This window comes from Pseudomonas sp. P7759, assembly GCF_013386445.1.
Taxonomy (GTDB): Bacteria; Pseudomonadota; Gammaproteobacteria; order Pseudomonadales; family Pseudomonadaceae; genus Aquipseudomonas; species Aquipseudomonas azotoformans_A.
On sequence record NZ_JACART010000026.1, the window covers coordinates 34,114 to 54,877 of the forward strand.

Below are 20,764 nucleotides of genomic sequence, written 5' to 3' on the forward strand. Positions count from 1 at the left end.
CGCAAGTATAACTGGGCATTGGCTTTTTACCGGCACACGACTGAAACGAAAAATTCATCGTGTTTAATCCCGACGCCCGATCATGTTGACTCGATGGACCCCGCCGTAAGACACATCCCCGCCAACAGAATTCACTGCCGGCGAACAAATGATCAGGCCAGCGGGCCGTTGAGCAATGGCACGAAGCGCACGGCGCCGAGTACATGCCGGGAAAAGCCTTCTTCCTCACGAATAATGAGCATCAATTGTTGCACTTCGCCGGAGCCAACCGGGATGACCAGGCGTCCGCCTGGAGCGAGTTGATCGAGCAACGCCTGGGGCACATCGGTGGCCACGGCGGTGACGATGATGCCGTTGTACGGCGCCAGCGCCGGCCAACCTTCCCAGCCATCGCCCCAGCGAAACACCACGTTGCGCAGGTTCAACTCCACCAGGCGCTCCTTGGCACGGTCTTGCAGCACCTTGATGCGCTCGACCGAGAACACCCGCTCAACCAGCTGCGCCAGCACGGCGGTCTGGTAGCCGGAGCCGGTGCCGATTTCCAACACCTTGTCCAAAGGCCCCGCCGCCAGCAGCAGCTCGCTCATGCGCGCCACCATGTAAGGCTGGGAGATGGTCTGGTTGTGTCCGATGGGCAGCGCGGTGTCTTCATAGGCACGGTGGGCCAGGGCTTCATCGACAAACAGGTGCCGAGGCGTACGCCGGATCACTTCCAGCACCTGGGCGTTGGACAAACCCTCTTCGTACAAGCGCTGGATCAAGCGTTCGCGGGTGCGCTGGGACGTCATGCCGATGCCCCGGCGCAGCAAGTCGTCTTGTTCACGGCCCATCAGCGCAGCCCCTCCAGCCAGCCATCGAGACCACTGAAGGCATCACTGAAGGTGCGATCGAATTGCAACGGGGTAATCGATACGTAACCTTGCATCACGGCATGGAAGTCGGTGCCCTCACCGCCATCTTCCGCATCACCCGCCGCGGCAATCCAATAGCCTTCCTTGCCACGCGGGTCGACCACCTTCAACGGCGCCGCCGCGCGGGCACGATGGCCCAGGCGCGTCAGCTGGATGCCGCGAATATGGTCGAGGGGCAAGTTGGGGATATTGACGTTGAGCACCGTGCGCGGTGGCAGGTTCAGGGAGCCATGGGCCTCCACCAGCTTGCGCGCGAAATACGCAGCGGTCGGCAGGTTGTCCAGTTGGCGCGAAGCAAACGAAAAGGCAAACGCCGTACGCCCCAGGAAGCGACCTTCAAGCGCCGCCGCCACGGTGCCGGAATACAGCACGTCGTCGCCCAGGTTGGCACCGAGGTTGATACCCGATACCACCAGGTCCGGCTCCTGATCCAGCAGGCTGTTGATCGCCAAATGGACGCAGTCGGTGGGGGTGCCGTTCACGCTGATAAAGCCATTGGCCAGGACTTGCGGGTGCAGCGGACGGTCGAGCGTCAGCGAACTGCTGGCGCCGCTCTTGTCCTGGTCGGGGGCAACCACCACGCACTCGGCGTAATCTTCCAGCGCAGCATAGAGCGCGGCAAGACCGGGTGCGGTGGCACCGTCATCGTTTGATATCAGAATACGCATGGGTTGTCCGTCTGCCCCACCGGCACCAGATCAACAAGCTCGCGCACCAAGACAGTGGCGAAGCATCCGGCCGGCAGGACGAATTCCAATTGCAGAATGTCCAGCGAGGGATAATGCCACGTCAAACCGCCAATGGGCAGTCGCAGAATGCGACGTTCCTGGCTCATGCCGGCATTCACCAGCCAATCACGCAGGTCGGCTTCATCGGCAGCAACAGCCTGTTCGAGTTCAAAGGTTGCACCCGTGGCAGGCGAATCGCCTTCGCCCCACTGTGGGCCGGTCGGGTGCAGGTCCAGGATCGCCAGGCGCGGGTCGCTGCATTCAGCCTCCCCCGCCGGGAAAAAACTGCGGCTGTCGGTAAAGGCCAGCAAGTCGCCGACCTGGGCGCGCTGCCACGAACCATCGGCCACACGCGCCGCCAACACTTTGTTGAACAAGAAGCTGCGCGCCGTGGACAGCAACCGCGATCGCACGTTGCGCTGTTCCGGCAAGGCCTTGCGCGCGGCCCACTCACGGGCATCCACCACATTGCCGCCGTTGTGGCCAAAACGCTGCGCGCCGAAATAATTGGGAATGCCGTGTTGTGCAATCAGTTGCAACCGCGCGTCGATAGCCGCGGTATCACCGGCCAACTGAGTCAGGCGCAAGGTGAAACCATTGGCCGAGTGCGCACCGCGCTGCAGCTTGCGCTTGTGGCGGGCGGTCTTGAGGACCTTGAGCGTGTCGTTCTCCGCCGCGCTCATGTCCGGATCGGCCTTGCCGGGCAGTTGCACGCTGAACCATTGGCGGGTCAACGCCTGGCGATCCTTGAGCCCGGCGTAGCTGACCGTGCGCAGTGGCACGCCCGCCGCCTTGGCGATGCGCCGCGCGGCTTCTTCTGTATTGAGGCCGCGCTTCTCAACCCACAACCACAGGTGCTCACCCTCGCCGGTCAGCGGGATATCCAGCACTTCATCAACCTGGAAGTCTTCGGCCGTCGCTTTCAGTACCGCGCTGCCCAAGGCCTCGCCATAGGCCCGTGGACCCAACAGTTGCAGGTCATTCATGCGCGCAACAACAAGGCGACGGAGTGCACGGCAATGCCCTCCTCACGACCGGTAAAACCGAGCTTTTCGGTGGTGGTGGCTTTCACGTTCACTTGATCCAGTTCTATTTGCAGATCCGCGGCAATCAGCGCGCGCATCGACTCGATATGGGGGGCCATCTTCGGCGCCTGGGCCACGATGGTGTTGTCAACGTTGCCAACCTTCCAGCCTTTGGCGTGGATCAGGCCAACCACATGGCGCAGCAGTACACGGCTGTCCGCGCCCTTGAAGGTCGGGTCGGTGTCCGGAAAGTGCTTGCCGATATCGCCCAACGCCGCCGCGCCGAGCAAGGCATCGCTCAAGGCATGCAACACAACGTCGCCGTCGGAATGAGCTAGCAACCCATGGTGGTGTGCAATGCGCACGCCGCCCAGGGTGATGAAATCGCCTTCAGCGAAACGGTGCACATCGTAGCCGTGGCCAATACGCATAAAAAAACGCCCCGATTTAATTCAGGGCGTGATTCTACCTACTTTTGCCTCACATTAACCGAGCAAAGCACGGCCATGGTGTCGCAAATGGTCTTCGATGAAGCTGGCGATAAAGAAGTAGCTGTGGTCGTAGCCAGGTTGCAGGCGCAGTTCCAGCGGATGGTTGGCCGCCTTGGCCGCTTGCTGCAGGGCTTCAGGTTTGAGTTGCACGGCGAGGAAATCGTCGCGGTCGCCCTGGTCCACCAGCAGCGGCAGCTTTTCCGAGGCTTCGCTGATCAGCACGCAGGCGTCCCACTCGCGCCATTTAGAGCGCTCTTCGCCCAAATAACGCGAGAAGGCTTTCTGGCCCCACGGGCAATCCATCGGGTTGTTGATCGGCGAAAACGCCGACACCGACAAGTAGCGCCCAGGGTTGCGCAACGCACACACCAGCGCTCCGTGGCCGCCCATGGAGTGACCACTGATGCCGCGCTTAGTCGAGGCCGGGAAATGCGCTTCAACCAACGCCGGCAATTCCTGCACCACGTAGTCATGCATCCGATAGTGCTTGGCCCAAGGTTCCTGGGTGGCATTCAAGTAGAAGCCAGCGCCGAGGCCAAAATCCCAGGCGTTATCCGGATCGCCCGGCACACCCGGCCCACGTGGGCTGGTGTCCGGCGCAACGATGATCAGGCCCAGCTCGGCAGCCATGCGCTGGGCGCCGGCCTTCTGCATGAAGTTCTCGTCGGTGCAGGTCAGGCCGGAGAGCCAGTACAGCACCGGCAACTTGCCGCCCTCTTCCGCTTGCGGCGGCAGGTAGACGGCGAAGGTCATGTCGCAACCGAGCACATCGGAATGATGCTTGTAGCGTTTATGCCAGCCGCCGAAGCTTTTCTGGCACGACAGGTTTTCCAGACTCATGGCCGACCTCAGAAGTGGATGACGGTACGAATGCTCTTGCCTTCATGCATCAGGTCAAACGCTTTGTTGATGTCTTCCAGGCCCATGGTGTGGGTGATGAAGGTGTCCAGCGGGATCTCGCCGGTCTGGGCCATTTCCACGTAGCTTGGCAATTCGCTGCGGCCGCGCACGCCGCCGAAGGCCGAACCGCGCCAGACGCGACCGGTGACCAGCTGGAACGGACGGGTAGCGATTTCCTGGCCGGCACCGGCGACACCGATGATCACCGACTCACCCCAACCTTTGTGGCAGCACTCAAGCGCGGCGCGCATCAGTTGTACGTTGCCGATGCATTCGAAGGAGAAGTCCACGCCGCCGTCGGTGAGGTCGAAGATCACGTCCTGGATCGGGCGATCGTAGTCTTTCGGGTTGATGCAATCGGTGGCGCCCAGTTGCTTGGCGATTTCGAATTTGGCCGGGTTGATATCGATGGCGATGATACGGCCGGCCTTGGCTTTAACTGCGCCAATCACCGCCGACAGGCCGATACCGCCGAGGCCGAAGATGGCCACGGTGTCGCCCGGCTTGACCTTGGCCGTGTTGATCACTGCACCGATACCGGTGGTGACGCCACAGCCCAGCAGGCAGACTTTTTCCAGCGGCGCCTCTTTAGGAATCTTGGCCACGGAAATTTCCGGCAACACGGTGTACTCGGAGAAGGTCGAGGTGCCCATGTAGTGGAAAATTGGCTGGCCTTTGTAGGAGAAACGCGTAGTGCCGTCCGGCATCAGGCCTTTGCCCTGGGTGGAGCGAATGGCCTGGCACAGGTTGGTCTTGCCCGACAGGCAGAATTTGCACTTGCCGCACTCCGGGGTGTACAGCGGGATCACGTGATCACCCACTGCAACAGACGTCACGCCTTCGCCGATCGCTTCGACCACCGCACCGCCCTCGTGACCGAGAATCGACGGGAAGATGCCTTCCGGATCAGCACCCGACAGCGTGTAGGCGTCGGTATGGCACACGCCCGAAGCGACTACGCGCAGCAACACTTCGCCAGCCTTGGGCATGGCGACATCCACTTCAACGATTTCAAGAGGCTTCTTGGCTTCGAAGGCTACGGCAGCACGGGACTTGATCATCCGGGTTTCTCCAGGCGGTTGAAAATTGAGACGGCGAGTGTAAAACATAGCTGACTGATGAATAATCCGGACAAAAGCAAAACTTTATTGCTGTACAGGGATAATCGTGATGTTGGAAAACCGCTGGGAAGGCATCGATGAGTTCGTCGCGGTCGCCGAATGCAGCCAGTTCACCGCGGCGGCGGAACGCCTGGGCGTGTCGTCGTCCCACATCAGCCGTCAAGTGGCGCGCCTGGAAGAACGCCTGCAAACGCGGCTGCTGTACCGCAGTACACGCAAGGTGACCCTGACCGAAGCCGGCCAGACCTTCCTGCAACATTGCCAACGTCTGCAGGACGGCCGCGAAGAAGCCTTGCGCGCAGTCGGCGACCTTACCAGTGAACCCAAGGGCATGTTGCGCATGACCTGCGCGGTGGCGTACGGCGAGCGTTTTATCGTGCCGCTGGTCACACGGTTCATGGCGCTCTATCCACAACTGCGGGTGGATATCGAGTTGAGCAACCGCCAGCTGGACCTGGTGCATGAAGGCCTCGACCTGGCGATCCGCCTGGGGCGTTTGCAGGATTCGCGCATGGTCGCCAGCCGCCTGGCGCCCAGGCGCATGTACTTGTGCGCGTCGCCGTCCTACCTGGCGCGGTATGGTCGGCCACATAGTTTGTCGGAATTGAGTCGGCATAACTGCTTGATCGGCAGCTCGGATATCTGGCAACTGGCCCAGGACGGGCGGGAATTTTCCCAGCGGGTACAGGGAAACTGGCGTTGCAACAGTGGGCAAGCCGTGCTGGACGCGGCGTTGCAGGGCGTGGGGTTGTGCCAGTTGCCGGACTATTACGTGCTGGAGCACCTGCACAGTGGCGCGCTGGTGTCGTTGCTGGAGGCGCATCAGCCACCGAATACGGCAGTGTGGGCGCTGTATCCGCAGCAGCGGCATTTGTCGCCTAAGGTCAGGAAGTTGGTGGATTTCTTGAAGGAGGGGCTGGCTGGGAGACCGGAGTACAGCAGGTGATTATGGGGTGTTTGTACTGGCCTCTTCGCGAGCAAGCCCGCTCCCACATTTTGACCGCGTTTCTTCAGGACGCACGCGATCAAGTGTGGGAGCGGGCTTGCTCGCGAAGGGGTCGACACGGTCTAGCTGACTACCTACGGTTCGCCCACCGCAACCGCAACCACTCCAGGTCTTCCGGCCGGGTCACCTTGATATTGTCCGAGCGCCCTTCGATCAGGCGCGGCGCCTGGCCAGACCACTCCATGGCCGACGCTTCGTCCGTGATGACGGCATCCGCCACCAGGCTGTCGGCCAATGCGCGATGCAAGGCACCGAGGCGGAACATCTGCGGCGTGTAGGCTTGCCAGATCAGGCTGCGGTCGACGGTCTCAACCACACGTCCGTGCTTGTCGACGCGCTTGAGCGTGTCGCGGGCCGGCACGGCCAGCAGGCCGCCGACCGGGTCGTGCGCCAGCTCAGCCAACAGTTTGTCGAGGTCATCGCGACTCAGGTTCGGTCGTGCCGCATCGTGTACCAGCACCCAATCGTCATCACTGGCACCCAAGGCATTCAGGTGCAACAGCGCATTGAGTACCGAGCCCGAACGCTCCGAGCCGCCGTCCGCACGTTGGATACGCGGGTCAGCCGCACACGTCAGCGTGGGCCAATAAGGATCATCAGAGGCAAGACTGACCACCAAGCCCTTGAGGGATGGATGGTCGAGAAAACAGTCAAGGCTGTGTTCGAGAATAGTGCGCCCGCCCAGTTGCAAGTATTGCTTGGGACGGTCCGCGGCCATACGGGCACCAACGCCCGCGGCAGGAATCACGGCCCAGAAGGCCGGCAAACTAAGGTTCATTGGGCCAACTGGTAGAGGGTTTCGCCCTCCTTGACCATGCCCAATTCATGACGAGCCCGCTCTTCAACGGTCTCCGTACCTTTTTTCAGCTCAAGCACTTCGGCATCGAGGACGCGGTTACGCTCCAGCAAGATCTCGTTTTCGGCGTGCTGTGCAGCAATTTGCTCGGTCAGGTCTTTTACCTGCGCAAAGCTGCCATTACCCACCCATAGGCGGTACTGCAGGCCAGCCAGCAACAAGAGCAAGACGAGGAACAACCAATTGGGACTGCGCATCGAATATCGGGTATCCAGTGAAAAAAGACAGCCATGCAAAACTTTTGAAGCAACTGATAGCACGAAGCCTGGAAGAACCAGGCTTGTGCTTGATAGCCATCAGATTAGCGTCGAAATACACACTGTCGTGAGTTTTCCGACGCAATCCGCCGACTTTTTAACATTTACTGATCAGCCGCGAAACTCGCCGCGACCGTTGTACTTGGCCTTGCCTGCCAGTTGCTCTTCGATACGCAGCAATTGGTTGTACTTGGAAACGCGGTCGGAACGGCACAGGGAACCGGTCTTGATCTGGCCCGCCGAGGTGCCCACGGCCAGGTCGGCAATGGTCGAATCTTCGGTTTCGCCGGAGCGGTGGGAGATCACGGCAGTGTAGCCCGCAGCCTTGGCCATCTGGATGGCTTCCAGGGTTTCGGTCAGGGTGCCGATCTGGTTGAACTTGATCAGGATCGAGTTGGCGATCTTTTTATCGATGCCTTCTTTCAGGATCTTGGTGTTGGTCACGAACAGGTCGTCGCCTACCAGTTGGATTTTCTCGCCGATCTTGTCGGTGAGGATTTTCCAGCCGTCCCAATCGGACTCGTCCAGGCCGTCTTCGATCGAGATGATCGGGTAGCGCTCGGTCAAGCCTTTCAGGTAGTCAGCGAAACCTTCGGAGTTGAACACCTGACCCTCGCCGGAGAGGTTGTACTTGCCGTCCTCAAAGAACTCGCTGGCCGCGCAGTCCAGGGCCAGGGTTACGTCAGTGCCCAATTTGTAGCCAGCGTTGGCCACGGCTTCGGAGATCACTTTCAGTGCATCTTCGTTGGACGCCAGGTTCGGTGCGAAACCACCTTCGTCACCCACCGCAGTGCTCAGGCCACGGGCCTTCAGTACCGCTTTGAGGTGATGGAAAATCTCGGTGCCCATGCGCAGGCCTTCGGAGAAGGACTTGGCGCCCACCGGCTGCACCATGAATTCCTGGATGTCGACGTTGTTATCAGCGTGCTCGCCACCGTTGATGATGTTCATCATCGGCACCGGCATCGAGTAAACACCCGGCGTACCGTTCAGGTTGGCGATGTGTGCGTACAGCGGCAGGTCCTGGTCCTGGGCAGCGGCCTTGGCAGCGGCCAGGGACACGGCGAGGATGGCGTTGGCGCCCAGGCTGCCTTTGTTTTCGGTGCCGTCGAGCTTGATCATCGCGTGGTCCAGGGCTTTCTGGTCCAGCGGGTCCTTGCCCAGCAACAGGTCACGGATCGGACCGTTGATGTTGGCTACAGCCTTGAGTACACCCTTGCCCAGGTAACGGCTCTTGTCGCCATCACGCAGTTCCAGCGCTTCGCGCGAACCGGTAGAAGCACCGGACGGCGCGCAGGCGCTGCCGATGATGCCGTTATCGAGAAGCACGTCGGCTTCGACGGTGGGGTTGCCACGGGAGTCGAGAACTTCACGACCTTTGATGTCGACGATTTTTGCCATTGTTGTAAACACTCCAAAGTTGACGAAAACGACGCAGCTGAAGGAAATCTTTTGACCGACCGCAAGGGTGGAACAACGGGGCAGGCTTGCAGACGACAAGGCTCAGGCCCGCAGGCCTGAGCGTAAAGCGTGGGAAATTCTACCGGAGAAACGCGGCTTACGCGGTCTCTACCGTCGAAAAACTCTTGACCAGTTCGTCCAACTGCTTGAGCTGGGCCAAGAATGGCTCCAACTTGTCCAGGCGCAGGGCGCATGGGCCGTCGCATTTGGCGTTGTCCGGGTCCGGGTGGGCTTCCAGGAACAGGCCCGCCAGGGACTGGCTGATTCCGGCCTTGGCCAGGTCCAGCACCTGGGCACGACGCCCACCAGCGGAATCGGCGCGACCACCGGGCATTTGCAGCGCGTGGGTCACGTCGAAGAACACCGGGTATTCGAACTGTTTCATGATGCCGAAACCGAGCATGTCCACCACGAGGTTGTTGTAGCCGAAGCTAGAACCGCGCTCGCAGAGGATCAACTGGTCATTACCCGCTTCCACGCACTTGTTCAGGATGTGTTTCATCTCCTGGGGCGCGAGGAACTGGGCTTTCTTGATATTGATCACCGCGCCGGTCTTGGCCATCGCGACGACCAGGTCGGTCTGGCGCGACAGGAAGGCCGGCAACTGGATGATGTCACACACCTCGGCGACCACGGCAGCCTGCTCAGGCTCGTGGACGTCGGTGATGATCGGCACGCCGAAGGCTTGCTTGATGTCCTGGAAGATCCGCATGCCTTCTTCAAGGCCTGGGCCGCGATAGGAGGTCACGGACGAACGGTTGGCCTTGTCGAAGCTGGCCTTGAACACGTAAGGGATACCGAGTTTCTCGGTAACCTTCACGTACTCTTCGCAGACCTGCATCGCCATGTCGCGGCTTTCCAGCACGTTCATGCCGCCGAACAGCACCATGGGCTTGTCGTTGGCAATCTCGATGTCGCCTACGCGAATGATCTTCTGGGCCATCAGGGTTACGCCTTCTTCTGATGTTGCGTCAGTGCAGCTTTGACGAAACCGCTGAACAACGGGTGACCGTCGCGCGGCGTCGAGGTGAACTCAGGGTGGAACTGGCACGCCACGAACCATGGATGATCCGGCGCCTCGACCACTTCAACCAGCGCGCCATCACCGGAGCGACCGGAAATTTTCAGGCCGGCCTCTTTGATTTGCGGCAGCAGGTTGTTGTTCACTTCGTAGCGGTGACGGTGACGCTCGACGATCACGTCCTTGCCGTAGCAATCGTGAACCAGCGAGCCCGGCTCCAGCAGGCAGTCCTGCGCGCCGAGGCGCATGGTGCCGCCCAGGTCGGAGGCTTCGGTACGGGTCTCGACCGCGCCGGTGGCATCTTCCCACTCGGTGATCAGGCCCACGACCGGGTGACCGCTCTTGCTGTCGAACTCGGTGGAGTTGGCGTCTTTCCAGCCCAGCACGTTACGGGCGAACTCGATGACGGCCACTTGCATGCCCAGGCAGATACCCAGATACGGCACCTTGTTCTCGCGAGCATATTGAACAGCCGTGATCTTGCCTTCCACGCCACGCAGGCCGAAACCGCCTGGCACGAGGATCGCGTCCACACCTTCGAGCAAGGCAGTGCCTTGGTTCTCGATGTCTTCGGAATCGATGTAGCGCAGGTTGACCTTGGTACGGTTGCTGATACCGGCGTGGCTCATCGCTTCGATCAGCGACTTGTACGCGTCCAGCAGTTCCATGTACTTGCCGACCATCGCGATGGTGACTTCGTGCTCAGGGTTGAGCTTGGCATCGACCACGGCTTCCCACTCGGACAGGTCCGCGCCGTTGCATTGCAGGCCGAAACGCTCGACCACAAAATCGTCCAGGCCTTGCGAATGCAGGATGCCCGGGATCTTGTAGATGGTGTCGGCGTCTTCCAGCGCGATCACCGCGCGTTCTTCAACGTTGGTGAATTGCGCGATCTTGCGACGCGAGGAAATGTCGATCGGGTGATCAGAGCGGCACACCAGCACGTCCGGCTGCAGGCCGATGGAACGCAGTTCCTTGACCGAATGCTGGGTAGGCTTGGTTTTGGTTTCGCCGGCAGTGGCGATGTACGGCACCAGGGTCAGGTGCATCAGCATCGCGCGCTTGGCGCCGACTTCGAAACGCAGCTGGCGGATGGCTTCGAGGAACGGTTGGGATTCGATGTCACCGACGGTGCCACCGATCTCGACCATGGCCACGTCGGCATCGCCTGCACCCTTGATGATGCGGCGCTTGATTTCGTCGGTGATGTGCGGGATCACCTGGATGGTTGCACCCAGGTAGTCACCACGGCGCTCCTTGCGCAGCACGTGCTCGTAGACACGGCCGGTGGTGAAGTTGTTGTTCTGGGTCATGGTCGTGCGGATGAACCGCTCGTAGTGGCCCAGGTCCAGGTCAGTCTCGGCGCCGTCGTGGGTGACGAACACTTCACCGTGCTGGAACGGGCTCATGGTGCCCGGGTCAACGTTGATGTACGGGTCCAGCTTGAGCATGGTGACCTTAAGTCCCCGCGCCTCCAGGATGGCCGCCAATGAAGCCGATGCGATGCCTTTCCCCAATGAAGAAACAACACCGCCCGTGACGAATATGTAGCGCGTCATGAAAAACCCTAGAAGTCTGCGTTAAAGCGGTCCGAGCCGCCGGGGAAAGCGAAGGAAGGCCGAAGCCCCCGATCACCTGCATTAATCACAGTGCACCTTTCAAAAAAACCGCCGCGTGGTGACAGACCAGCAATGAAACACCGGTACGTTGATCGCTACACATTTTTTGGAATCGCCCAGCAAAGACTGCTTGGTAATCGGCAACTGCTGCGATTCAGTTGAATCCACAGAAGTTGTATCAAGAAGGGAGCGTAGTCTACCGGAAAGGCTCTATCAGCTCAAACCTTGATCGCAGGTCTGTGGCATCCAATGTAATTGCCAGTCATCACTCGGTGCCGGCCAGAGTCCCGCAAGGCTGGGCGCACCCAGCAATTGCTCGCCCTGGTACAGCAGCGGCAATCTGCCACGGACGCAGCCCGGCAGGCCACTTTCGTTAAGCAGGCGCTTCAAGTCGCGCCGACCGCGGCCTGGCACTGTGAGGATTTCGCCGCCCTGGCGGTAGCGGATCGTCAATGCACCTCCAGGCACCCTGCCTGTCAGTTTCACCTGACCATTGCCGGGTAACTCTAGTGGGTTTTGCGGATCGGGCCAGCTCACCGTCGCGTCGGAAAATTCCGACCAAGTGGAGGGCAGCCACCAGATACGCTCACCGCTGCGCTGCATATCACCGTCCGCCAGCCGCCACAGGGGCTGTGCGTCGCCCTTGGCATCACGCAGGGAATGCCAGCCGGCCCAGTGGTCGCTGTCGGGTAAACGGGTCAGAGGGGTTAGCCAGTGGCGTAGGGCGTTGCGCTGGCGGGCGTCGGTAAGCTCGCGCAAAGGCGCAAGGGCCAAGGACGGTAAATGAAGCCATGAAAACGACGAAAATTGATTGGCGGCTCGCAAGTCCATCTGCGCCAGCTCATCCAGCAAGTCTTGGGCTTCACTCAGGTGCGCGGCGGTGCGCGCCAGGTTTGCGGTAGCCTGCGGCCAACGTTCCGTCAGGACAGGAAGCACGCGATGGCGCAGGTAATTGCGGGAGAATCGCGAGTCCGCATTGGAAGGATCTTCGATCCATTTGAGCTGATGCGCCTCGGCATAGGCTTCCAGCTCTGCACGCGAGACATCCAACAAGGGCCGCACAAGACAGCCAGTCGCCAGCGGGCGCTGTACTGGCATCGCCGCCAGCCCGCGCACACCAGCCCCGCGCAAGAGTCGGAATAACAAGGTTTCAGCCTGATCATCGCGATGCTGGCCTGTCAGCAGGACCTCCCTTGCCCCGGTCACCTCGGTAAACACCTGGTAACGCGCGTCACGCGCGGCACGCTCAAGACTGGCGCCGGGTTGCACCTGCACATGCATCACGCGCAACGGCACGCCCAGGCTGTCGCATGTCGACTGGCAGTGAGCAGACCACGCATCAGCGGCAGCTTGCAAGCCATGATGAATATGAACAGCACGGAGGGACGGGAGCGATTCGGTATTTGCCAGATTGGCGAGGAGATGCAGCAGGACGGTGGAATCAAGTCCACCCGAGAATGCGATGTGCCAGGCTGGGGCGTTGCGCCATGGTGACAGAACTTGCAAGAGTTTGGCGGCTAAGGAAGGCTTCATGAAAAATACCGCCATCTATCTGGAATGCAATGACTCAGCATACACAAAGCAAATGTGGGAGCGGGCTTGCTCGCGAATGCAGAGTGTCAGTCACTGAAAGGTCGACTGATCCACCGCATTCGCGAGCAAGCCCGCTCCCACACTGGGTCCTGCGTAGTCTTACAGACCGTAGCTCATCAGGCGCTCATAACGACGGGCCAGCAGCGCTTCGTTGTCCAGCTTCTTGAGCATCGCCAGTTGCGAACCCAGTTCAGCGCGGATAGTCGCGGCAGCAGCAGCCGGGTCGCGGTGGGCGCCGCCCAGCGGCTCGGCGATGACTTTGTCCACGATACCCAGGCCTTTGAGGCGATCGGCGGTAATGCCCATGGCTTCGGCAGCGTCCGGCGCTTTCTCGGCCGTTTTCCACAGGATCGAGGCGCAACCTTCCGGCGAAATCACCGCGTAGGTCGAATACTGCAGCATGTTCAACTGGTCACAGACGCCAATAGCCAGTGCGCCGCCGGAACCCCCTTCACCAATCACAGTGGCGATGATCGGGGTTTTCAGGCGAGCCATGACGCGCAGGTTCCAGGCGATCGCTTCGCTCTGGTTGCGCTCTTCAGCGTCGATACCTGGGTAAGCACCCGGCGTATCGATGAAGGTCAGGATCGGCATCTTGAAGCGTTCGGCCATTTCCATCAGGCGGCACGCCTTGCGGTAGCCTTCAGGACGCGGCATGCCGAAGTTGCGACGCACTTTTTCGCGCACTTCACGGCCTTTCTGGTGACCGATCACCATCACCGGCTGGTCGTCCAGGCGAGCGATACCGCCTACGATGGCCGCGTCGTCGGAGAAGTGGCGGTCGCCGTGCAGCTCGTCGAACTCGGTGAAGATGTGCTGAATGTAGTCCAGGGTGTACGGACGGCGCGGGTGGCGGGCTAGGCGCGCGATCTGCCAGCTGGTCAGCTTGCCGAAGATGTCTTCGGTAAGCGTGCTGCTCTTGTCTTGCAGGCGAGCGATTTCATCGCCGATATTCAGCGAATTGTCATTGCCGACCAGGCGCAGCTCTTCGATCTTGGCTTGCAGGTCAGCGATCGGCTGTTCGAAATCAAGAAAATTCGGGTTCATAAGCGTCCGTCTTGGGTCGACGGCCAGGGCGTGCCTGGCCAGCCGGTTGTCTATTCGCGCCCTACCTTAAGGGAGAGGCGCGTTTAGGTCGAGATTAAATGTTCAGTCGAGATCAGGCTATGCAGGACTGCCTGACCGTCAACGGTATTGGAGGAAGACGTTGTCACGGCCGAACTGGTCACGCAATGCTTGAATCAAGCCATCAGCCGGATCAATTCGCCAGGTCTCGCCAAACTGCAACATGGCCTTGGCGTCACTGCCGGTGTACTCCATGGTCACCGGGCACGCGCCACGGTGGCGCTTGAGCAAATCACCCAACCAGCGTAGCTGATCGCCCTTGAGCGCTTCGGTTTTCACCTTCAAGCGCAGGCTTTCGGCCAGATTGGTGCGCGCGTCTTCCATGCTCATCACCCGCTTGATCCGCAGGCGCAGGCCACCGGAGAAGTCATCATTGCTGACCTCCCCCTCCACCACCACCATGGCATCGGTCTGCAACAGCGACTGTGCGGAGTGGAATGCATCGGCAAACAGAGAGGCTTCGATGCGCCCCGAACGGTCATCGAGGGTGATGAAGCCCATCTTGTCGCCCTTTTTATTCTTCATCACCCGCAAGGCGATGATCATGCCGGCGACGGTCTGGGTATCCCGCGCAGGCTTCAGGTCGATGATGCGCTGACGGGCGAAACGGCGGATCTCGCCCTCGTACTCGTCAATCGGGTGACCCGTGAGGTACAGGCCCAAGGTGTCTTTCTCACCCTTGAGGCGCTCCTTGAGGGTCAGCTCCTTGGCCTTGCGGTGGTTACCGTACACATCCGCGTCTTCTTCGACGAACAACCCGCCGAACAGGTCGGCATGGCCGCTGTCGTGGGTGCGGGCGGTCTGTTCGGCAGCCTTGATCGCTTCTTCCATGGCGGTGAGCAACACCGCACGGTTGCGGTCGATATTCGCCTGGTAAGCCTTGGGCTCATCATGGAAATATGGGCCGAGACGGTCGAGTGCACCGCTGCGGATCAGGCCATCGAGGGTCCGTTTGTTGATGCGCTTGAGGTCAACCCGCGCGCAGAAGTCGAACAGGTCGGCGAACGGCCCGCTTTGGCGCGCTTCAACGATAGCTTCCACCGGGCTTTCGCCAACGCCCTTGATCGCGCCCAGGCCATAGATGATGCGGCCTTCGTCGTTCACCGTGAACTTGAACTCCGAGGCGTTCACGTCCGGCGCGTCGAGGCGCAGCTTCATGGTGCGCACTTCTTCGATCAAGGTCACGACCTTGTCGGTGTTGTGCATATCCGCCGAGAGTACCGCGGCCATGAACGGCGCCGGGTAGTGGGCCTTCAGCCAAGCAGTCTGGTACGACACCAGGCCGTAGGCGGCGGAGTGGGATTTGTTGAAACCATAACCGGCGAATTTTTCCACCAGGTCGAAGATGTTACCGGCCAGGTCCGCGTCGATGTTGTTGGTTGCACAACCTTCAATGAAACCGCCACGCTGCTTGGCCATCTCCTCGGGCTTTTTCTTACCCATGGCTCGACGCAACATATCCGCGCCGCCGAGGGTATAGCCCGCCATCACCTGGGCGATCTGCATCACCTGTTCCTGATACAGGATGATGCCGTAGGTCGGCGCCAATACCGGCTTGAGGCCTTCGTACTGGTAGTCGGAGTGCGGGTACGCCAACTCGGCACGGCCGTGCTTACGGTTGATGAAGTCGTCCACCATGCCCGATTGCAACGGCCCCGGACGGAACAGGGCCACCAGTGCGATCAAGTCTTCCAGGCAGTCGGGCTTGAGCTTTTTGATCAGCTCTTTCATGCCGCGCGACTCAAGCTGGAACACCGCCGTGGTCTCGGCTTTTTGCAGCAAGGTGTAGGTCGGTTTGTCGTCCAACGGGATAAACGCGATATCCAGCGGCTCTTCGTTGACCTTGGCGCGCTCTCGGTTGATGGTCTTGAGCGCCCAGTCGATGATCGTCAGGGTCCGCAGGCCAAGGAAGTCGAACTTCACAAGGCCAGCCGCCTCCACGTCGTCCTTGTCGAACTGGGTCACCAGGCCGTCGCCTTCTTCGTCGCAATAGATCGGCGAAAAGTCGGTGAGTTTTGTAGGCGCAATCACCACACCACCGGCGTGTTTACCGACGTTACGCACCACACCTTCAAGCTTGCGCGCCATGTCCCAGATTTCGGCGGCCTCTTCATCGATCTTGATGAAGTCGCGCAGGATTTCTTCCTGCTCGTAGGCTTTTTCCAGGGTCATGCCGACTTCGAACGGGATCATCTTCGACAAGCGATCCGCCAAGCCGTAGGACTTGCCCTGCACACGCGCCACGTCACGGATTACAGCCTTCGCCGCCATGGAACCGAAGGTGATGATCTGGCTTACCGCATTGCGACCGTATTTCTCGGCCACGTATTCGATCACGCGGTCACGGCCGTCCATGCAGAAGTCGACGTCGAAGTCGGGCATGGAAACCCGTTCCGGGTTCAGGAACCGTTCGAACAGCAGGTCATATTCCAGCGGGTCGAGGTCGGTAATCTTCTGTACGTAGGCCACCAGCGAACCGGCACCCGACCCCCGGCCAGGACCTACCGGCACGCCGTTGCTTTTGGCCCACTGGATAAAGTCCATTACGATCAGGAAGTAACCGGGGAACCCCATCTGGATGATGATATCCAGCTCGAAATTCAGCCGGTCGACGTAGACCTGGCGCTTGGCGTCGTAATCCTCGGTGGTGTCCTTGGGCAGCAGGACGCTGAGCCGCTCTTCGAGGCCGTCGAACGAGACTTTGCGGAAGTACTCGTCGATGGTCATGCCATCGGGAATCGGGAAGTTGGGCAGGAAGTGCTTGCCCAGCTTGACTTCGATATTGCAACGCTTGGCAATTTCGACAGAGTTTTCCAGGGCCTCGGGCAGGTCGCTGAACAGCTCGGCCATCTCGTCGGCGCTTTTGAGGTACTGCTCTTCGCTGTAGTTCTTCGAGCGACGCGGGTCATCCAGGGCCCGGCCTTCGCCGATGCACACGCGTGTTTCGTGGGCTTCGAAGTCTTCCTTCTTGATGAAGCGCACATCGTTGGTGGCAACCAGCGGCGCGCCCAGCTTGTCGGCCAGGGCCACGGCGGCGTGCAGGTGCTCTTCGTCGTTGGGGCGATTGGTACGCTGGACTTCCAGGTAGAAACGGTCAGGAAAGACCTGCATCCACTCCTTGGCCAGGACTTCGGCTTCCTGCGGATTGCCACCCAGCAGCGCGATACCGATCTCGCCCTCTTTGGCGGCCGACAGCATGATCAGCCCTTCGCTGGCCTCGGCGACCCATTCGCGCTCGATGATGATCGAGCCATTGCGCTGGCCGTCGATGAAACCACGGGAAATCAGTTCGGTGAGGTTGCGGTAGCCCACGCCATTCATCGCCAACAGGCTGATACGGCTCAGCGGGTTATCCGGGTCTTTGTTGGACAGCCACAGGTCGGCGCCGCAGATCGGCTTGATGCCGGCGCCCATGGCGTTCTTGTAGAACTTGACCAGGGAACACATGTTGTTCTGATCGGTCACCGCGACCGCAGGCATGTTCATGCCCACCAGGGTTTTGACCAGCGGTTTGATCCGTACCAGGCCGTCGACCAGGGAGTATTCAGTGTGCAGGCGTAGGTGAACGAATGAAGCCGGCATAGTGATCTCTTATACGTGGAAAACAACAAGGCCCGGATTGTACCGGGCCTTGAGCAAAACATCAGCCTTGCGACTAGACCTCGTTGAGGCTCTCGCGCAGCTCATAGGCCTGGCGAACCGGGGCGAACGAGCGGCGATGGATCGGCGTAGGCCCCAGGCGAGCCAAGGCTTCCAGATGAACGGGCGTCGGATAGCCCTTATGCCCGCCAATGCCGTAGCCGGGGTAGATCAATTCGAACGCGGCCATTTCACGATCACGGCTGACTTTGGCCAGGATCGAGGCGGCTGCGATGGCAGGCACCTTGCTATCACCCTTCACCACCGCCTCAGAAGGCATGGCCAGCTTGGGGCAACGGTTACCGTCGATCATCGCCATTTTTGGCGTGATGTGCAGGCCTTCAACCGCACGCTGCATCGCGAGCATGGTGGCGTGAAGAATATTCAGCTCGTCGATTTCTTCGACTTCGGCCCGGGCGATGTGCCAGCTCAGGGCTTTTTCAATGATCTCGTCGTAGAGCTTTTCACGGCGCGCCTCGGTGAGTTTCTTCGAGTCGTTGAGGCCGAGGATCGGGCGGTTCGGATCGAGGATCACCGCCGCCGTGACCACGGCACCGCACAAAGGCCCACGCCCGACTTCGTCGACACCGGCGACCAGTTCGTGGACTTCGGCAACCAGGCTGAAATCCAGACCCATTTGCGTCGTCATAAGGCTTCCTGTTTCTGGCCGATCAAGGTCAGCACGGCGTCGGCCGCCTGGTTCGAGGCATCACGGCGCAATATGCGATGGATGTCGTCAAAACCTCGGGTCTGTTCTTCGCCACCGTCGATCAACGGTAGCAGCGTTTGCGCAAGGGCCTCAGGCGTCGCATCGTCCTGCAACAACTCCGGCACCAACAGGCGCTGGGCCAGCAGATTGGGCAGGGAGATGTAAGGGCTTTTGACCATGCGCTTGAGAATCCAGAAGGTCAGCGGCGCCAAGCGGTAGGCCACCACCATCGGACGCTTGTAGAGCAAAGCCTCCAAGGTGGCTGTGCCCGAAGCAATCAGCACCGCATCACAGGCCGCCAGGGCCAGGTGCGACTGGCCGTCGAGCAGAGTCAACGGCAGGTTGCGGCCTTCCAGCAGCGTTTCGATCTGCGCACGACGCTGCGGGCTCGCGCAGGGCAGCACGAAACGTACGCCTGGCTTCAGGGCTTGAATACGCTCGGCAGCATCAAAGAATACCGAGGCCAGGCGGCCGACTTCGCCACCACGACTGCCCGGCATCAGCGCGACCAACGGGCCGTCGGGCAAGCCCAGCTCGGCACGCGCGGCGGCGCGGTCAGCCTGCAACGGAATCGTATCGGCCAGGGTATGCCCGACAAACCGTACCGGCACGCCCTTCTCTTCGTAGAACCGGGCCTCGAACGGCAGCAGTGTCAGCATCAGGTCGCAGCCTTCACGGATCTTCAGCACGCGCTTCTGCCGCCACGCCCACACGGACGGGCTGACGTAGTGCACGGTCTTGATGCCGGCCTGACGCAACTTGAGTTCGATATTGAGCGTGAAATCCGGCGCATCGATGCCGATGAACACGTCGGGCTTTTCTTCGATCAGGGTCTGGATCAGCAGCTTGCGACGGGCCAACAGCTCACGGAGGCGACCCAGCACTTCGACCAGTCCCATGACCGACAAACGCTCCATAGGGAAGTAGGACGTGAGCCCTTCGGCCTGCATCAGTGGACCGCCGACGCCAATGAATTCAACCGCCGGATGCTGGGCCTTGAGGGCCCGCATAAGACCTGCGCCTAGAATGTCGCCGGAAGCTTCCCCGGCCACCAGCGCGATACGCAGATTGGCCATGATCAGCGGGTGATGCCGCGGGTCGACGCCTGGATCGAGTCACGGAACACCGCGACTTCCGGGAACAACGCTGCCGGCTCGACCAGTTGGGTCAACGCCTGGTCAACCGTGAGACCCTGGCGGTAAACCACCTTGTAGGCACGGCGCAGGGCGTGGATGGCGTCTTCGCTGAAACCACGACGGCGCATGCCTTCGAAGTTCATGCTGCGCGCTTCGGCCGGGTTGCCGAATACCGTGACAAATGCCGGAACGTCCTTGCCAATGGCGGTGCCCATGCCGGAAAAGCTGTGGGCGCCAATATGGCAGTACTGATGGACCAGGGTGAACCCGGACAGAATCGCCCAATCGTCAACGTGCACATGCCCGGCCAACGCGGTGTTGTTGACCAGGATGCAGTGGTTGCCGATGACGCTGTCGTGACCGATATGCGCATAGGCCATCACCAGGTTGTGATCACCCAGGGTGGTCTCGGCCCGATCCTGAACGGTACCACGGTGAATGGTCACGCCTTCACGGATGATGTTGTGATCACCGATTACCAGGCGTGTCTCTTCACCCTTGTACTTCATGTCCGGGGTGTCTTCACCTACCGAGGAAAACTGGTAGATGCGATTGTGTTTGCCAATGCGGGTCGGACCTTTGAGGATCACGTGCGGCCCGATGACAGTCCCCTCGCCGATTTCCACACCTGCGCCGATGATCGACCAGGGGCCGACCTCAACGTCGGCGGCCAGAACGGCCGACGGATCGATGATTGCGCGAGGGTCAATCAAACTCATAGTTTGCGTTCCGCACAGATGATCTCGGCGGAGCACACCGGCTTGCCGTCCACCGAGGCCTGGCATTCGAACTTCCAGATCTGGCGCTTGCAGCTGATGAACTTGGCTTCAAGGATCAACTGGTCACCCGGGGTCACCGGGTTGCGGAAACGCAACTTGTCGGAGCCCACGAAATAGTAAAGCGTGCCGTCGGCAGGCTTGAGGTCGAGCATTTTGAAACCAAGGATACCGGCAGCCTGGGCCATCGCTTCGATGATCAACACGCCCGGCATGATGGGATGCGCAGGAAAGTGACCGTTGAAGAACGGTTCGTTGATGCTGACATTCTTGTAGGCACGAATGCGCTTTTCCTCGATGTTGAGGTCCACTACGCGGTCCACCAGCAGGAACGGGTAACGGTGAGGCAGGTATTCGCGAATCTCGTTGATGTCCATCATTTCGGGGGGA

The 20,764-nt window shown here is 60.4% G+C and carries 19 protein-coding genes; 1 reads left to right on the forward strand and 18 read right to left on the reverse strand.

Annotated features, from left to right (window positions below; translation table 11 throughout):
- Positions 1-152 precede the first annotated feature (152 nt).
- Genes HX823_RS19690 through HX823_RS19715 form a run of 6 tightly spaced genes read right to left on the reverse strand, consistent with a single transcriptional unit; the run spans position 153 to position 5,116 of the window.
- Positions 153-788: a protein-L-isoaspartate(D-aspartate) O-methyltransferase gene (locus HX823_RS19690; RefSeq protein WP_010212427.1), complete on the reverse strand. Its 636-nt coding sequence runs from the start codon at positions 786-788 to the stop codon at positions 153-155.
- A gap of 41 nt (positions 789-829) precedes the next feature.
- Positions 830-1,579 (reverse strand): 5'/3'-nucleotidase SurE, encoded by a 750-nt coding sequence (gene surE, locus HX823_RS19695; protein ID WP_038843639.1) that lies wholly within the window; start codon positions 1,577-1,579, stop codon positions 830-832.
- Entirely contained in the window at positions 1,567-2,625 is a 1,059-nt protein-coding gene (gene truD, locus HX823_RS19700) for a tRNA pseudouridine(13) synthase TruD (RefSeq protein ID WP_177076204.1), read from the reverse strand. The genes surE and truD overlap by 13 nt, the downstream gene beginning before the upstream one ends.
- Positions 2,622-3,095, reverse strand: coding sequence for a 2-C-methyl-D-erythritol 2,4-cyclodiphosphate synthase (ispF, locus tag HX823_RS19705; protein WP_012722614.1), 474 nt, complete (start codon positions 3,093-3,095; stop codon positions 2,622-2,624). Before ispF ends, truD begins: the two co-directional genes overlap by 4 nt.
- 54 nt (positions 3,096-3,149) lie before the next feature.
- Entirely contained in the window at positions 3,150-3,995 is an 846-nt protein-coding gene (gene fghA / locus HX823_RS19710) for an S-formylglutathione hydrolase (RefSeq protein WP_177076206.1), read from the reverse strand.
- An 8-nt stretch (positions 3,996-4,003) separates the two neighbouring features.
- Positions 4,004-5,116: an S-(hydroxymethyl)glutathione dehydrogenase/class III alcohol dehydrogenase gene (locus HX823_RS19715; protein WP_177076208.1), complete on the reverse strand. Its 1,113-nt coding sequence runs from the start codon at positions 5,114-5,116 to the stop codon at positions 4,004-4,006.
- A 109-nt stretch (positions 5,117-5,225) separates the two neighbouring features.
- On the opposite strand from HX823_RS19715, the gene HX823_RS19720 reads away from it, so the two are divergent.
- Positions 5,226-6,122 carry a LysR substrate-binding domain-containing protein gene (locus HX823_RS19720; protein ID WP_038843629.1) on the forward strand — a complete coding sequence of 299 codons (897 nt, stop codon included), beginning with the start codon at positions 5,226-5,228 and terminating at the stop codon, positions 6,120-6,122.
- 130 nt (positions 6,123-6,252) lie between these two features.
- Here HX823_RS19720 and ispD read toward each other — a convergent pair whose 3' ends face one another.
- From ispD to fabZ, 12 genes are all read right to left on the reverse strand, one after another.
- Positions 6,253-6,960, reverse strand: a complete 708-nt coding sequence (gene ispD / locus HX823_RS19725) for a 2-C-methyl-D-erythritol 4-phosphate cytidylyltransferase (RefSeq protein WP_038843628.1) — start codon at positions 6,958-6,960, stop codon at positions 6,253-6,255.
- Positions 6,957-7,235, reverse strand: coding sequence for a cell division protein FtsB (ftsB, locus tag HX823_RS19730; protein ID WP_003231201.1), 279 nt, complete (start codon positions 7,233-7,235; stop codon positions 6,957-6,959). The genes ispD and ftsB overlap by 4 nt, the downstream gene beginning before the upstream one ends.
- Positions 7,236-7,406: 171 nt before the next feature.
- A complete protein-coding gene (eno, locus tag HX823_RS19735; RefSeq protein ID WP_016976873.1) occupies positions 7,407-8,696 on the reverse strand; it encodes a phosphopyruvate hydratase in 1,290 nt (429 codons plus the stop codon).
- A gap of 157 nt (positions 8,697-8,853) precedes the next feature.
- Entirely contained in the window at positions 8,854-9,699 is an 846-nt protein-coding gene (gene kdsA / locus HX823_RS19740; RefSeq protein WP_177076210.1) for a 3-deoxy-8-phosphooctulonate synthase, read from the reverse strand.
- 5 nt (positions 9,700-9,704) lie between these two features.
- Positions 9,705-11,336, reverse strand: coding sequence for a CTP synthase (locus tag HX823_RS19745; RefSeq protein ID WP_010212443.1), 1,632 nt, complete (start codon positions 11,334-11,336; stop codon positions 9,705-9,707).
- A 273-nt stretch (positions 11,337-11,609) separates the two neighbouring features.
- Entirely contained in the window at positions 11,610-12,929 is a 1,320-nt protein-coding gene (gene tilS / locus HX823_RS19750) for a tRNA lysidine(34) synthetase TilS (RefSeq protein WP_177076212.1), read from the reverse strand.
- Positions 12,930-13,088: 159 nt separating this feature from the next.
- Positions 13,089-14,036 (reverse strand): acetyl-CoA carboxylase carboxyltransferase subunit alpha, encoded by a 948-nt coding sequence (locus HX823_RS19755; protein ID WP_016976871.1) that lies wholly within the window; start codon positions 14,034-14,036, stop codon positions 13,089-13,091.
- Between the two features lie 138 nt (positions 14,037-14,174).
- Complete coding sequence (gene dnaE, locus HX823_RS19760) at positions 14,175-17,696, reverse strand: DNA polymerase III subunit alpha (protein WP_177076214.1); 3,522 nt, start codon at positions 17,694-17,696, stop codon at positions 14,175-14,177.
- 73 nt (positions 17,697-17,769) lie between these two features.
- Entirely contained in the window at positions 17,770-18,402 is a 633-nt protein-coding gene (gene rnhB / locus HX823_RS19765) for a ribonuclease HII (protein WP_177076216.1), read from the reverse strand.
- Positions 18,399-19,538: a lipid-A-disaccharide synthase gene (gene lpxB / locus HX823_RS19770; RefSeq protein WP_177076218.1), complete on the reverse strand. Its 1,140-nt coding sequence runs from the start codon at positions 19,536-19,538 to the stop codon at positions 18,399-18,401. The genes rnhB and lpxB overlap by 4 nt, the downstream gene beginning before the upstream one ends.
- 2 nt (positions 19,539-19,540) lie before the next feature.
- Positions 19,541-20,317, reverse strand: coding sequence for an acyl-ACP--UDP-N-acetylglucosamine O-acyltransferase (gene lpxA / locus HX823_RS19775; protein ID WP_038849186.1), 777 nt, complete (start codon positions 20,315-20,317; stop codon positions 19,541-19,543).
- Positions 20,314-20,754, reverse strand: coding sequence for a 3-hydroxyacyl-ACP dehydratase FabZ (gene fabZ / locus HX823_RS19780; RefSeq protein WP_016976866.1), 441 nt, complete (start codon positions 20,752-20,754; stop codon positions 20,314-20,316). Before fabZ ends, lpxA begins: the two co-directional genes overlap by 4 nt.
- Positions 20,755-20,764: the final 10 nt, after the last annotated feature.

What these genes read in the sequence shown, in the direction of transcription:
- ispF (WP_012722614.1), bottom strand. Translation starts at nt 3,095, where the DNA reads ATGCGTATTGGCCACGGCTACGATGTGCACCGTTTCGCTGAAGGCGAT.
- lpxB (WP_177076218.1), bottom strand. Translation starts at nt 19,538, where the DNA reads ATGGCCAATCTGCGTATCGCGCTGGTGGCCGGGGAAGCTTCCGGCGAC.
- truD (WP_177076204.1), bottom strand. Translation starts at nt 2,625, where the DNA reads ATGAATGACCTGCAACTGTTGGGTCCACGGGCCTATGGCGAGGCCTTG.
- HX823_RS19720 (WP_038843629.1), top strand. Translation starts at nt 5,226, where the DNA reads ATGTTGGAAAACCGCTGGGAAGGCATCGATGAGTTCGTCGCGGTCGCC.
- HX823_RS19745 (WP_010212443.1), bottom strand. Translation starts at nt 11,336, where the DNA reads ATGACGCGCTACATATTCGTCACGGGCGGTGTTGTTTCTTCATTGGGG.
- ispD (WP_038843628.1), bottom strand. Translation starts at nt 6,960, where the DNA reads ATGAACCTTAGTTTGCCGGCCTTCTGGGCCGTGATTCCTGCCGCGGGC.
- HX823_RS19755 (WP_016976871.1), bottom strand. Translation starts at nt 14,036, where the DNA reads ATGAACCCGAATTTTCTTGATTTCGAACAGCCGATCGCTGACCTGCAA.
- dnaE (WP_177076214.1), bottom strand. Translation starts at nt 17,696, where the DNA reads ATGCCGGCTTCATTCGTTCACCTACGCCTGCACACTGAATACTCCCTG.
- ftsB (WP_003231201.1), bottom strand. Translation starts at nt 7,235, where the DNA reads ATGCGCAGTCCCAATTGGTTGTTCCTCGTCTTGCTCTTGTTGCTGGCT.
- tilS (WP_177076212.1), bottom strand. Translation starts at nt 12,929, where the DNA reads ATGAAGCCTTCCTTAGCCGCCAAACTCTTGCAAGTTCTGTCACCATGG.
- HX823_RS19715 (WP_177076208.1), bottom strand. Translation starts at nt 5,116, where the DNA reads ATGATCAAGTCCCGTGCTGCCGTAGCCTTCGAAGCCAAGAAGCCTCTT.
- fabZ (WP_016976866.1), bottom strand. Translation starts at nt 20,754, where the DNA reads ATGATGGACATCAACGAGATTCGCGAATACCTGCCTCACCGTTACCCG.
- HX823_RS19690 (WP_010212427.1), bottom strand. Translation starts at nt 788, where the DNA reads ATGACGTCCCAGCGCACCCGCGAACGCTTGATCCAGCGCTTGTACGAA.
- kdsA (WP_177076210.1), bottom strand. Translation starts at nt 9,699, where the DNA reads ATGGCCCAGAAGATCATTCGCGTAGGCGACATCGAGATTGCCAACGAC.
- lpxA (WP_038849186.1), bottom strand. Translation starts at nt 20,317, where the DNA reads ATGAGTTTGATTGACCCTCGCGCAATCATCGATCCGTCGGCCGTTCTG.
- rnhB (WP_177076216.1), bottom strand. Translation starts at nt 18,402, where the DNA reads ATGACGACGCAAATGGGTCTGGATTTCAGCCTGGTTGCCGAAGTCCAC.
- fghA (WP_177076206.1), bottom strand. Translation starts at nt 3,995, where the DNA reads ATGAGTCTGGAAAACCTGTCGTGCCAGAAAAGCTTCGGCGGCTGGCAT.
- surE (WP_038843639.1), bottom strand. Translation starts at nt 1,579, where the DNA reads ATGCGTATTCTGATATCAAACGATGACGGTGCCACCGCACCCGGTCTT.
- eno (WP_016976873.1), bottom strand. Translation starts at nt 8,696, where the DNA reads ATGGCAAAAATCGTCGACATCAAAGGTCGTGAAGTTCTCGACTCCCGT.